The 12,714-nt window shown below is 51.1% G+C and carries 13 protein-coding genes and 1 pseudogene; 7 read left to right on the forward strand and 7 right to left on the reverse strand.

Annotation, left to right across the window (positions count from 1 at the left end):
* Window positions 1-19 precede the first annotated feature (19 nt).
* The 5 genes from ugpB to ugpQ all read left to right on the forward strand — a co-directional run bounded on the left by ugpB (window position 20) and on the right by ugpQ (window position 4,982).
* Entirely contained in the window at window positions 20-1,336 is a 1,317-nt protein-coding gene (ugpB, locus tag IB196_RS01390; RefSeq protein WP_188231995.1) for a sn-glycerol-3-phosphate ABC transporter substrate-binding protein UgpB, read from the forward strand.
* 104 nt (window positions 1,337-1,440) lie between these two features.
* Window positions 1,441-2,328, forward strand: coding sequence for a sn-glycerol-3-phosphate ABC transporter permease UgpA (gene ugpA / locus IB196_RS01395; protein WP_188231996.1), 888 nt, complete (start codon window positions 1,441-1,443; stop codon window positions 2,326-2,328).
* On the forward strand, window positions 2,325-3,170 hold the full coding sequence (gene ugpE / locus IB196_RS01400; RefSeq protein ID WP_003023450.1) for a sn-glycerol-3-phosphate ABC transporter permease UgpE: 846 nt from the start codon (window positions 2,325-2,327) through the stop codon (window positions 3,168-3,170). Before ugpA ends, ugpE begins: the two co-directional genes overlap by 4 nt.
* Window position 3,171: 1 nt before the next feature.
* Window positions 3,172-4,242, forward strand: coding sequence for a sn-glycerol-3-phosphate import ATP-binding protein UgpC (locus IB196_RS01405; protein WP_005121595.1), 1,071 nt, complete (start codon window positions 3,172-3,174; stop codon window positions 4,240-4,242).
* Window positions 4,239-4,982 carry a glycerophosphodiester phosphodiesterase gene (gene ugpQ / locus IB196_RS01410; protein WP_188231997.1) on the forward strand — a complete coding sequence of 248 codons (744 nt, stop codon included), beginning with the start codon at window positions 4,239-4,241 and terminating at the stop codon, window positions 4,980-4,982. The genes IB196_RS01405 and ugpQ overlap by 4 nt, the downstream gene beginning before the upstream one ends.
* Here ugpQ and IB196_RS01415 read toward each other — a convergent pair.
* Window positions 4,979-5,422: a DUF2756 family protein gene (locus tag IB196_RS01415; protein WP_005121597.1), complete on the reverse strand. Its 444-nt coding sequence runs from the start codon at window positions 5,420-5,422 to the stop codon at window positions 4,979-4,981. The two genes, ugpQ and IB196_RS01415, sit on opposite strands and share 4 nt — an antisense overlap.
* Before the next feature lie 117 nt (window positions 5,423-5,539).
* On the opposite strand from IB196_RS01415, the gene ggt reads away from it, so the two are divergent.
* Complete coding sequence (ggt, locus tag IB196_RS01420; RefSeq protein WP_188231998.1) at window positions 5,540-7,285, forward strand: gamma-glutamyltransferase; 1,746 nt, start codon at window positions 5,540-5,542, stop codon at window positions 7,283-7,285.
* Window positions 7,286-7,357: 72 nt separating this feature from the next.
* Here the strand turns inward: ggt and IB196_RS01425 are convergent, their stop codons facing one another.
* The 6 genes and pseudogenes from IB196_RS01425 to yhhY form a co-directional block, all read right to left on the reverse strand.
* Window positions 7,358-7,609, reverse strand: a complete 252-nt coding sequence (locus IB196_RS01425) for a hypothetical protein (protein WP_049014307.1) — start codon at window positions 7,607-7,609, stop codon at window positions 7,358-7,360.
* 22 nt (window positions 7,610-7,631) lie between these two features.
* Window positions 7,632-7,910, reverse strand: coding sequence for a YrhB domain-containing protein (locus tag IB196_RS01430; RefSeq protein WP_049014308.1), 279 nt, complete (start codon window positions 7,908-7,910; stop codon window positions 7,632-7,634).
* Window positions 7,911-7,947: 37 nt separating this feature from the next.
* Window positions 7,948-8,208, reverse strand: coding sequence for a hypothetical protein (locus IB196_RS01435; RefSeq protein ID WP_049014310.1), 261 nt, complete (start codon window positions 8,206-8,208; stop codon window positions 7,948-7,950).
* A gap of 1 nt (window position 8,209) precedes the next feature.
* Window positions 8,210-9,463, reverse strand: a pseudogene (tssD, locus tag IB196_RS01440) (type VI secretion system tube protein TssD).
* A 323-nt stretch (window positions 9,464-9,786) separates the two neighbouring features.
* Entirely contained in the window at window positions 9,787-10,620 is an 834-nt protein-coding gene (locus tag IB196_RS01445) for a hypothetical protein (protein ID WP_188232001.1), read from the reverse strand.
* Window positions 10,621-10,666: 46 nt separating this feature from the next.
* Complete coding sequence (yhhY, locus tag IB196_RS01450; protein ID WP_005121599.1) at window positions 10,667-11,155, reverse strand: N-acetyltransferase; 489 nt, start codon at window positions 11,153-11,155, stop codon at window positions 10,667-10,669.
* 476 nt (window positions 11,156-11,631) lie between these two features.
* Between yhhY and IB196_RS01455 the strand changes: the two genes are divergently transcribed.
* Window positions 11,632-12,669 (forward strand): oxidoreductase, encoded by a 1,038-nt coding sequence (locus IB196_RS01455; RefSeq protein WP_188232002.1) that lies wholly within the window; start codon window positions 11,632-11,634, stop codon window positions 12,667-12,669.
* Window positions 12,670-12,714 lie beyond the last annotated feature (45 nt).

Genomic DNA, 12,714 nt, shown 5'->3' on the forward strand with positions numbered 1-12,714 from the left:
ACAACAAGAGAGATAACCGATGATATCGTTACGACATACAGCTTTAGGACTGGCGCTTAGCCTGGCGTTTGCAGGTCAGGCACTGGCGGTCACCACCATCCCATTCTGGCACTCAATGGAAGGCGAACTGGGTAAAGAGGTTGATTCTTTGGCGCAACGTTTTAATGCCGCCAATCCCGACTACAAAATTGTTCCGCAGTACAAAGGCAACTACGAGCAGAGCCTGAGCGCAGGTATTGCCGCCTTCCGTACCGGAAACGCGCCTGCGCTGCTGCAGGTTTATGAAGTGGGTACGGCAACGATGATGGCTTCGAAAGCCATTAAACCGGTGTATGAAGTATTCAAAGAGGCTGGCATTAACTTCGATGAGTCTCAGTTTGTACCGACGGTTTCCGGTTATTACACCGACTCTAAAAGCGGACATTTACTCTCCCAGCCTTTTAACAGCTCCACCCCGGTGCTGTACTACAACAAAGATGCCTTCAAAAAAGCCGGTTTAGACCCTGAGCAACCGCCGAAAACCTGGCAGGATCTGGCGGAATACACCGCGAAGCTGAAAGCCGCAGGTATGAAGTGCGGGTATGCCAGCGGCTGGCAGGGCTGGATCCAGATTGAAAACTTCAGCGCCTGGAACGGATTACCAGTCGCGACTAAAAATAACGGTTTTGACGGTACTGATGCAGTACTGGAGTTCAACAAGCCGGAACAGGTGAAGCATATCGCGCTGCTGGAAGAGCTGAATAAAAAGGGCGATTTCAGCTACTTCGGGCGTAAAGATGAGTCGACCGAGAAGTTCTACAACGGGGATTGCGCCATTACCACCGCGTCTTCCGGTTCTCTGGCTGACATCCGCCACTACGCGAAATTCAACTATGGCGTCGGGATGATGCCGTACGATGCCGATGTGAAGGGCGCGCCGCAGAACGCAATTATCGGTGGGGCCAGTCTGTGGGTGATGCAGGGCAAAGACAAAGCCACCTACGAAGGCGTGGCGAAGTTCCTCAACTTCCTGGCGAAGCCTGAAATTGCTGCCGAATGGCATCAGAAAACAGGTTATCTGCCGATCACCACCGCCGCCTACGATTTGACCCGCGAGCAGGGTTTCTATGAGAAGAACCCGGGGGCTGATATCGCTACGCGTCAAATGCTCAACAAGCCGCCGTTGCCGTTCACGAAAGGGCTGCGTCTGGGCAATATGCCGCAGATCCGTACCATTGTGGATGAAGAGCTGGAAAGCGTCTGGACCGGGAAGAAAACCCCGCAGCAGGCGCTGGATGCCGCCGTTGAGCGCGGCAATCAGTTACTGCGCCGCTTTGAGCAATCGACCAAGTCTTAAGTGTATAAGTGCCTGATGGCGCTGCGCTTATCAGGCCTACAGCGTTTGTAGGCCGGATAAGGTGCTTGCACCGCCATCCGGCACCTTCCAGGAAAAGAACCTTCATGTCCTCATCCCGTCCGGTGTTCCGCTCGCGCTGGCTACCCTATTTACTGGTGGCCCCGCAGCTGGTTATCACCGTTATTTTCTTTATCTGGCCCGCCGGTGAAGCGCTGTGGTATTCGCTACAAAGCGTCGATCCGTTTGGTCTTTCCAGCCAGTTTGTGGGGCTGGATAACTTTGTCGCGTTGTTTCATGACCCGTACTACCTGGATTCATTCTGGACCACCATTAAGTTCAGTACGTTAGTCACGGTGAGCGGTCTGCTGGTGTCGTTATTTTTTGCGGCGTTGGTGAATTACGTGGTGCGCGGCAGCCGTTTTTACCAAACGCTGATGCTGTTGCCTTACGCCGTTGCGCCCGCCGTTGCCGCCGTATTGTGGATCTTCCTGTTTAACCCCGGGCGCGGGCTGATCACCCATTTTCTCGGTGAATTTGGCTATGACTGGAACCATGCGCAAAACAGTGGTCAGGCGATGTTCCTGGTGGTGTTTGCGTCGGTCTGGAAGCAGATTAGTTACAACTTCCTGTTCTTCTTTGCCGCACTGCAGTCGATTCCTCGCTCGCTGATCGAAGCCGCCGCGATTGATGGTGCGGGGCCGGTTCGCCGCTTCTTTAAACTGGCGCTGCCGCTCATTGCCCCGGTGAGCTTCTTCCTGCTGGTGGTGAACCTGGTGTATGCCTTCTTTGACACCTTCCCGGTGATTGATGCTGCCACTGCGGGCGGGCCGGTACAGGCGACGACGACGCTGATTTATAAGATCTACCGCGAAGGTTTTGTCGGACTGGATCTGGCTTCTTCCGCTGCACAATCGGTGGTGTTGATGTTCCTGGTCATTATTTTGACGGTGGTGCAGTTCCGCTATGTGGAAAGTAAGGTGCGTTACCAATGATTGAGAACCGTCGTGGGCTGACAATATTCAGCCATGCCATGTTGATTATGGGAATCATGGTGATCCTGTTTCCGTTGTACGTCGCGTTTGTCGCGGCGACGCTGGACAATAAAGCGGTGTTTGAGACGCCGATGACGCTGGTTCCCGGCACACAGCTGCTGGAAAACATGAAATACATCTGGGTCAACGGCGTAGGCGTGAATAGCGCACCGTTCTGGTTGATGATGCTCAACAGTTTCATCATGGCGTTCAGCATTACGGTAGGGAAAATTACCGTCTCTATGCTCTCCGCATTCGCCATCGTCTGGTTTCGCTTTCCGCTGCGCAACCTGTTCTTCTGGATGATTTTTATCACCCTGATGCTACCGGTTGAGGTGCGTATTTTCCCGACGGTAGAAGTGATCGCCAACCTGAAGATGCTCGACAGCTATGCGGGGCTGACGCTGCCGTTGATGGCATCTGCGACAGCGACTTTCCTGTTCCGTCAGTTCTTTATGACCCTGCCGGATGAACTGGTTGAGGCGGCGCGTATTGACGGCGCGTCACCGATGCGTTTTTTCCGCGATATCGTACTACCACTGTCAAAAACCAATCTGGCGGCGTTGTTCGTGATCACCTTTATCTACGGCTGGAACCAGTATCTGTGGCCGTTGTTAATTATTACCGACGTCAATTTGGGCACTGCGGTGGCGGGTATCAAAGGCATGATTGCCACCGGTGAAGGCACCACGCAGTGGAACCAGGTAATGGCAGCCATGCTGCTGACGCTCATCCCTCCGGTAATCATCGTGTTAGCCATGCAGCGCGCGTTTGTGCGTGGTTTAGTGGACAGTGAGAAATAAAATGGCTGGTTTAAAACTACAGGCAGTAACCAAAAGCTGGGACGGCAAAACCCAGGTGATTAAACCGCTGACGCTGGACGTTGCGGACGGGGAATTTATTGTGATGGTTGGGCCATCCGGTTGCGGTAAATCTACGCTGCTGCGGATGGTGGCCGGGCTTGAACGGGTGAGCGGTGGCGATATCTGGATTGATAATAAGCGCGTCACCGAGATGGAACCGAAAGATCGCGGTATTGCGATGGTCTTCCAGAACTACGCGTTGTACCCGCATATGAGCGTGGAAGAAAATATGGCCTGGGGACTGAAAATCCGCGGGATGGGCAAGGAGCATATTGCTGAGCGAGTGAAAGAGGCGGCGCGTATTCTTGAGCTGGATGGCCTGCTTAAACGTCGTCCACGCGAGCTTTCTGGCGGCCAGCGCCAGCGTGTGGCCATGGGGCGGGCGATTGTCCGCGACCCGGCGGTATTCCTGTTCGATGAGCCGCTTTCTAACCTTGATGCCAAGCTGCGCGTACAGATGCGTCTGGAGTTACAACATCTGCATCGCCGACTGAAAACCACCTCGCTGTACGTGACGCACGATCAGGTTGAAGCGATGACCCTCGCCCAACGGGTAATGGTGATGAACAAAGGCATTGCCGAGCAAATCGGTACCCCGGTTGAGGTGTATGAAAAACCCGCCAGCCGCTTTGTGGCGAGTTTTATCGGCAGCCCGGCGATGAATCTGCTGGATGGTCGCATCAGCGCCTCGGGTACGCATTTTGAGTTGGGCGATGGTATGTCGTTACCTATAGGGAAAAGCGTCGGGGAGTGTATTGGGCGTAACATGACGCTGGGTATCCGCCCGGAGCATATTGCGCTAAGCTCGCAGGCCGAAGGTGGCGTGCCGCTGGTCGTCGACACGCTGGAAATGCTGGGTGCGGATAATCTGGCACATGGACGTTGGGGTGAGCAAAAGCTGGTGGTGCGACTGGCGCATCAGCATCGCCCGACGGCAGGCAGCACGCTGTGGCTGCATCTGCCAGAAAATCATCTGCATCTTTTTGATGGCGAAACAGGACAACGTGTATGAGTAACTGGCTTTACCCCCATATTGTCGCCCATCGTGGCGGCGGTAAGCTGGCACCGGAAAACACCCTGGCGGCAATCGACATGGGAGCGCGATACGGTCACACCATGATTGAGTTTGACGCTAAATTGTCGAAAGACGGTGAGATCTTCTTGCTGCATGACGACAACCTGGAGCGCACCAGCAACGGCTGGGGCGTGGCTGGCGAATTGAACTGGCAGGATTTATTGCGTGTGGATGCCGGGGGCTGGTTTAGCGGTGAGTTTAAAGGCGAACCGCTGCCGCTGCTCTCGCAAGTCGCTGAGCGCTGCCGCCAGCATGGCATGATGGCGAATATTGAAATCAAACCGACCACGGGAACCGGGGCGCTGACCGGGAAAGCCGTGGCGCTGGCCGCGCGTGAACTGTGGTCGGGAATGACGTCGCCGCTACTGTCATCTTTTGAAATTGATGCGCTTGAAGCGGCGCAGCAGTCGGTGCCTGAGCTGCCGCGTGGTTTACTGCTTGATGAGTGGCGCGAGGACTGGCGAGAGCTCACCACCCGGTTGGACTGTGTCTCTATTCATCTTAATCATAAGCTGCTGGATGAAGCGCGCGTGGATGCGTTGCGCGATGCGGGGCTGCGGATTCTGGTGTATACCGTCAACCGACCCCAGCGCGCGGCAGAACTGCTACGCTGGGGGGTAGACTGCATCTGTACCGATGCCATTGATGTCATCGGGCCGGATTTCCAGCCCTGTTAAGGTCCAAGCGTTTTTAACGGAACGTTAGGTTGCGGCGTGCTGGAGGGCTTCAGCATGTCGCCATTCTTTTTTTCCGGCAGCATCTGTTGCTGTTTATTCAGCGAGTTGTCCGGGTTATGCGTTCCGTTTAACATCCCGCCATTGCTGTTGGGCAGCATTTGCTGCTGGCCGGAATTCAACTCACCTGGCTGAGACTGACGTACTCGCTGGGAATTGGCGTTGATTTGGTTTTCCATATGCTGTTGCTGCATGCGAGTCTGCGTTTGCAACTGCTGGTTGAGCATCCCTTTCTGTTGAATTTGCTGCGTTTGCATTTGTGTTTGCATACGCTGTTGACTCGGGATCTGATAACCGGGTTGATTCGGGTTATTCATGGTGTTGATGGGCTGTGCAAAGCCTGCAAACGGCAATAGCATGGCTAAAAGTAAGAGTCGTTTCATCGCTTTTCTCCTCTCGGGGATCGCTTAAGTTTACTCCTTTCTCACCGTTACGATGATTATTTCAGAGTTATGCACCAGGCTTAGTGGGGGCCGACCCCATAAATCTGGAGAATAACGATGATAAAACCGACGTTTTTACGCCGGGTAGCCATTGCTGCTCTGCTCTCAGGAAGTTGTTTTAGCGTGGCTGCTGCACCGACTGCGCCACCGCCGGTATCCTACGGTGTTGAAGAAGATGTGTTCCATCCTGTGCGTGCGCAGCAGGGGATGGTGGCTTCCGTGGATGCGCTGGCCACGCAGGTTGGGGTGGATATTCTGAAACAGGGCGGGAATGCCGTTGATGCCGCTGTAGCCGTTGGCTACGCGCTGGCGGTGACGCATCCGCAGGCGGGCAATCTGGGCGGCGGTGGGTTTATGCTACTGCGTACCAAAGACGGTAACGCCACGGCGATTGATTTTCGTGAAATGGCGCCAGCTGGCGCGACTCGCGATATGTTCCTTGATGAGCAGGGCAACGCTGATGCGAAAAAGTCGCTGACATCGCATCTGGCATCCGGTACGCCGGGTACGGTGGCGGGTTTCTCGCTGGCGCTGGAGAAATACGGCACGATGCCGCTGAACAAAGTCGTGCGCCCGGCAATGAAGCTGGCGGAAGAAGGCTTTGTGGTTAACGATGCGCTGGCTGACGATCTGAAAACCTATGGCAGCGAAGTGCTCCCTAATCACGAGAACAGCAAAGCCATTTTCTGGAAAGACGGCGAGCCGCTGAAAAAGGGCGACAAGCTGGTGCAAACGAACCTGGCGAAAAGCCTCGAGATGATTGCCGAAAATGGCCCGGATGCGTTTTATAAAGGGGCGATTGCCGATCAGATAGCTGGGGAAATGCAGAAAAACGGCGGGTTGATGACCAAAGAGGATTTAGCCAGCTATAAAGCCGTGGAGCGTACGCCGATTAGCGGCGACTATCGCGGGTATCAAGTCTTCTCGATGCCACCGCCGTCCTCTGGCGGTATTCACATCGTGCAGATCCTCAATATTCTCGAAAACTTTGATATGAAGAAGTACGGGTTTGGCAGCGCCGATGCCATGCAGATCATGGCTGAAGCAGAAAAATATGCCTACGCCGACCGCTCGGAGTATCTGGGCGACCCGGATTTTGTGAAAGTGCCATGGCAGGCGCTGACCAACAAAGCTTATGCCAAATCGCTTGCCGATCAGATTGATATCAACAAGGCCAGGCCTTCCAGCCAAATCAAGCCTGGCAAACTTGCTCCCTATGAAAGTAACCAGACCACTCACTTCTCGGTGGTAGATAAAGACGGGAATGCCGTGGCAGTGACCTATACCCTGAATACCACCTTCGGAACCGGCATTGTGGCGGGTAACACCGGCATTCTGCTCAATAATGAGATGGATGATTTCTCCGCCAAGCCGGGTGTGCCGAACGTTTACGGGCTGGTGGGCGGCGATGCTAACGCTGTTGGGCCGAAGAAGCGCCCACTGTCGTCGATGTCGCCGACTATTGTGGTAAAAGACGGGAAAACCTGGCTGGTTACCGGTAGCCCTGGCGGGAGCCGAATTATCACTACCGTGCTGCAAATGGTAGTCAACAGCATTGATTTTGGAATGAATGTCGCTGAAGCGACCAACGCGCCGCGCTTCCATCATCAATGGTTGCCCGATGAACTGCGCGTTGAGAAAGGGTTTAGCCCGGACACCATTAAGCTGCTGGAGCAGAAAGGGCAGAAAGTCGCGCTGAAGGAAGCGATGGGTAGCACACAGAGCATTATGGTAGGACCGGATGGCGCACTGTATGGCGCATCCGACCCACGTTCCGTGGATGATTTAACGGCGGGATACTAAAGATAACGGCCCTCTTCGGTCGGAGAGGGCTGATTTGGACAGTTTAATTTTTAGCGAACATAATATTTCAAACTAAAAAAGATGCTGTTGCTCTTTGATCAAGTTAAAGCCATTTTGGGCTACTTTGTAGCGTGGTCTTGATTTATCTTCGCCATATACAACATCAACCAATCCGCTATTGACAAGGCTCGTTACGATATTCGCAACGTTACCAAATCCAGGAACGTTTCTCGTATAAAGCGCACGATCCAGAGCTATCCAGTTCCAGTTAATATCTTTTTCGGCCATAACTTTCAGTACGTTAAATTCTGTTTCAGTTATCATAGTTGATCGTATCCGAGTGAGCTTAGCTTCGTGTTGTTTTGCTCGTTTCGTAGTCTTTTAAATATTTCTCCAGCGGCCAGGCAGTACCTAAATCAACGATTTCACCGCTATCTTTATCGATGATGAAAGGCACATTTCCTGCCAGGCGGGAAGCGTTGTCTCCGGTTTCGAGGTATTCCCTCGATTCGAAGCAAAAAAACCAACCTTCTGCAAACCGTCCGTGGAGTGTGATGACGACAGGAGCATCCGCATCGCTAAGGTACTTATTGGCTTTGTTTATGGCTTCTTCGTAAGTGATCATAGAGATCCTCCTGACTGTACGAAGCTTTATCGTTGATCTATTTCTTTTTTCGCTCAAGCCCAACATATTCAACAAAACCCTCCCCAGAGTAAATATTCATTCTTATTCTGAGAATATCTATTGCATCTTTTGCAAGTTCTTTAGGTATGAATAAAACAAAAACTCTATCATCGCCATCAATAATTGTTCCTAATACCAATTGCGAAAATATATCGTCTGGCAATATATAATCACCTAATGTGTCTCTGCTTATTTTTTTTGCTTTTTGCTCTAAAACGTCTAACGGTATTTTTTTCATTCTATGGTCTCCATTCAGGGCTAATTAAATCGCCATCAGGTGAAAAGTTAAATCTGCGTCCATAAGGGTCAGATATAGAACTCTTACTATTCAAATTGTGATCCCTAAATATCTTTAAAATCGCTCTATCACCAAGAGACGATCTTAATGTCCCATCTGGATGAACATGGCTGGACCATCGCCAGCCTTTAGCTGCAAGCTCTTCAGCTTCGACAGCACCTATCGGTACTCCGGTTGCATTTCCGCGAATAATCAATCTTCTACCACCTGTTGTGAACATTGCAAACTCGTCGCCTGTAGCAGCACTAAGTGCCGCTAAATCATTCTGCCCAAAGTCTTTGGTTACAATAATTCTTGAGCCCACTTTGGGCAATTGTGTCAGAGTTTTTATTTGTGCAACACTCAAGTCCTCCACACCGGCGGCAATCGCACGGTAATTCTGTCCTGTTGTCGCAATGGTAGTTGCATCAATGTTATCTGGAACTGATAGTGGCTTCCTGACTTTTACCTGTCCGAGCTTTTCCACTTCCGAAGCTAATCCTAACCGACCCATTCCAAAAACAGATGCGATTGAGGCTAAGGCTATTATGGTTCCTTTTGTTTGATCGTTCATAACCTGGTCGTAACCCGCTGGCGCATCACCTCCCAGTTTCTCTGCCGTTTCCCTGAAACCTTCGATATTCCCGTTGTAGATCCCTCCGGCGGCAAGCAGTCTGCCAACCCCTTTGCTGTTTAACGTTTTGAGGCCGTTGTCTGCGGGAGTTTTTGGAGGGGGGATAAACAGGCGGTTGTAGTTCTCAGGCAACGCCAGGTAGCTGAACTCAGTGTTGGCAACAAGGTGTTTGCAGAGGATGTATTCATAGCTGATGGTTATTGTTTCTGTATCTAAACTATTTTCACTGAACTGGTGTTGAATACTGGATAAGAATGCTCCCCGCAGTTGAATATAATAATACTTCTCTCATCTACCGAATCTATTGATGTGGTAGAAATAAAACTCCATATACAACTGTTCGTTGTTGTTAATCGCATTAACAAACAATGGCGTGCTTTTATCGATCAGCTTACAAAAGCGTAGTCCGTGCAACTGAGAGCCTTTGCCGGTACTGGTTATACTATTAGCGAGCGAAAAGGCAAAGATTTCGTCCTCGTGTTCGATTTGCCAGCGATTACCCACAGATGCAGTGGTTCCACATCCGTCAGAAATAGCACCCTGCTGTTGCCCCGAAACCATCAGATAGACGATATCACTCATGACATCCTTATCCTTTTATTACGTGTTATTGTAAAACGGAGGTTTTTATTCTTCCATTTTTAATTACGCTTTTTGATGGTGTTCGTATATAGCAGAAACAAAACGTTTCATTTTAAGTGGGTTTTGTTGAGGATAATCTGAATATAAATAATGTGTGGGGCAAGTGTTTGTATATTTAATAACTATGAATTATTAATTGAATATGTGTTGATGTTTTTTATTCCATATTGATGGCCTGCATCGTTCTGAACGTTGCAGGCCTTATTCGTCCGTTAAGGAACATACTGTTGCAGTGATTCAGACCAGTGAAATATTTGGCTGCTTTAATCCTGCAGGTTCACGACCTCTAAATCATAAAATCCCTGCGTCTTTGCCGACCGCAATTTCAGGATGTACTTACTCTCGCTGATGTCGTGCTGCCTTGTGCCGTCTTTATTCCAGTCTCCGGCGATATCCGAATAGTAATAAACAAGGTCAGAAAACACGTTGATTATCTTGCTGTCTTTGATGGTGTAGAGTTCCAGCACTTCATAAAACGCCCCGCCGCCGGAGTAGGCATCGGAGTAGCCACCGCGCACCCCGAACGCCAGAGTATCGGGAGCGATCCGGTACGGTGCCAGATCCAATTTTGTATAATAAGCCAGCGGTCTGACGGACTCATCATCGCTCTCTTTCTCGGCAGCTTTATTCCACGCTGAGATCTGGTTTAATGGTTTTTCCGAGCGGGCAATCGGCTGCAGCTGTTGGTTCTGCCAGGAGAAAACGCCGAGATATAATTTATTGGCGCGTCCGTTGTTGTAGTTTTCCGGACAGGTGTTATCCGCGTACTTTTTTGCCTGCCCGGCATCGGCCTGATTGTCAGCAAAACAGGCAATACCAATATATTTACCCTCTTTTCCCCAGGCTTTGGCGCCGGTGAGGATCAGATTATTAGGACTTTCGTTCGGCGCAACCCAGCCAATCCACTGGTTCTCTGATAATCCCTGTGGAAGTTCACCAAATCCTTTCGCAGGTGTTGCCCCTGCCATTTGCTCAGCAAAAATCTGTTTACCTTCAGTATGTTGAATAACGCCGGGTACGGCATCGAGATTTTGTACGGTAGTGGCAAAAGCTGGGGAGAGCGAGGCCAGTAAAACCAGGGGAACAAACTTTTTCACTATTGCGTCCTTTCAATAAGCAGGGCGATAAGACTCGCCCTTAAATTTATTTCACGCGTGCCATAAAATACGCATCCACGTACTCGCCGTTGCGCAGGCCGTATTTCTTACCTGTCCCTTCGATCTCAAAGCCATGCTTTTTATAGACCGCAACCGCAGGTTCGTTATCAACAAACACCGTTAATTCGATACGGTCGACGCGTAGCCAGTTGTCGCACATGTCGATCATCGTACGGAGAAGCGCGCTGGCAACGCCGCGATTCTGCCAGCGGGCATCAACGCAGATACCAAAATCGGCGACATGGCTGCGGCGGGGGCGCTGAGCAACGTCGATGCAGAGATGTCCGACGACGATATTATCAATGCACGCGACCAGTTGTTTGATTCCGACCCGTTCGGTTAGTCGCTCTTGCCACATCTCCATGGAAGGATGAGGAACCTGTAGCGTGTTGTGATACACCTCCGGCTGGGCATGGATCTGACGAATGGCGTCGTAATCTTTAGGTTCAGCGTGGCGAATCACTATCTCACTCATTCCTTATCTCCTTCAGGGTTAATTGAGTCTTTACCCTCGCTGAGAAAGAAAATTCCGTCAACTGCATTTTTTTGCAAAAAGAAGTAGACAAGTGCGAATGAGAATGATTATTATTGCTCTGCGTTCAGGGGAACCCCTACGGAGAACCTGAAAGCACGACATTGCTCACATTGCTTCCAGTATTACTTTAGCCAGCTTTTGCTGGCTTTTTTTTTGAGGCTGGGTTTCGGGCTAGTTTGCTTGTCAGCTTAATCCCGGGCTGTGCTCGCAATCCTCACGTACTCTGTGTACGCTCCGGTTGCTGCGCGCAGGCCGTGAATAATCTGCCTGCGCCACTGACGCCCGAGCTTGAGCTTGAGGCATCTGCTTTGTAGGCCGGATAAGGCAACGCCGCATCCGGCACGATGACAGGATGGATTCAGTCTCCAGCCGCTTTGCGCTATGGTGTAGATAATCATCTTCAAAAGGATTGTCTCATGACCTTACACTGCGCATTTATTGGTTTTGGTAAAAGTACCACTCGCTACCATTTACCTTACGTCCTCAACCGCAAAGACAGCTGGCATGTCGCACATATTTTCCGCCGCAACGCGAAACCGGAAGAGCAGGCGCCGCAGTATTCGCATATTCACTTCACCAGTGACCTCGACGAGATCTTAAACGATCCGCAGGTGAAGTTAGTGATCGTTTGTACTCATGCTGACAGCCATTTTGACTACGCCAAACGTGCGCTGGAGGCGGGTAAAAACGTGTTGGTTGAGAAACCGTTCACGCCGACGCTGGCAGAAGCAAAAGTGCTGTTCGAACTGGCGCAAAGCAAAGGGCTGACCGTTACGCCATATCAGAATCGTCGTTTTGACTCCTGCTTCCTCACCGCTAAAAAGGCGATTGCGAGCGGCAAACTCGGCGAAATTGTTGAGGTTGAAAGCCATTTCGATTACTACCGTCCGGTGGCGGAAACTAAGCCGGGACTGCCGCAGGACGGCGCGTTTTATGGCCTGGGCGTACACACCATGGATCAGATTATCTCGCTGTTCGGACGCCCCGATCATGTGGCCTATGACATCCGCAGCCTGCGTAATAAAGCGAACCCGGACGATACCTTTGAAGCACAGCTGTTTTACGGCGACCTGAAAGCCATTGTTAAAACCAGTCATCTGGTGAAAATCGACTATCCGAAATTTATCGTTCACGGCACCAAAGGCTCGTTTGTGAAGTACGGCATCGATCAGCAGGAAACCAGCCTGAAGGCCAATATCATGCCGGGTGAGCTAGGTTTCGCTGCTGACGATTCCATCGGGGTACTGGAGTATGTCAACGATGACGGCCTGACGGTAAAAGAAGAGATGAAACCGGAAGTCGGGGACTATGGTCGCGTCTATGATGCGCTATACCAGACGCTGACCGCCGGTACGCCTAATTACGTCAAGGAATCTGAAGTTCTTACCAACCTGGAACTTCTCGAACGCGCCTTTGAACAGGCGTCTCCGGCGACGATAACCCTTGCCAAATAGCTTGCACACACTCCTCTGGGCTTGTTCATATTTTTTGAACAGAGG

This window comes from Citrobacter sp. C6_1 (assembly GCF_014596835.2).
Lineage (GTDB): Bacteria > Pseudomonadota > Gammaproteobacteria > Enterobacterales > Enterobacteriaceae > Citrobacter > Citrobacter pasteurii.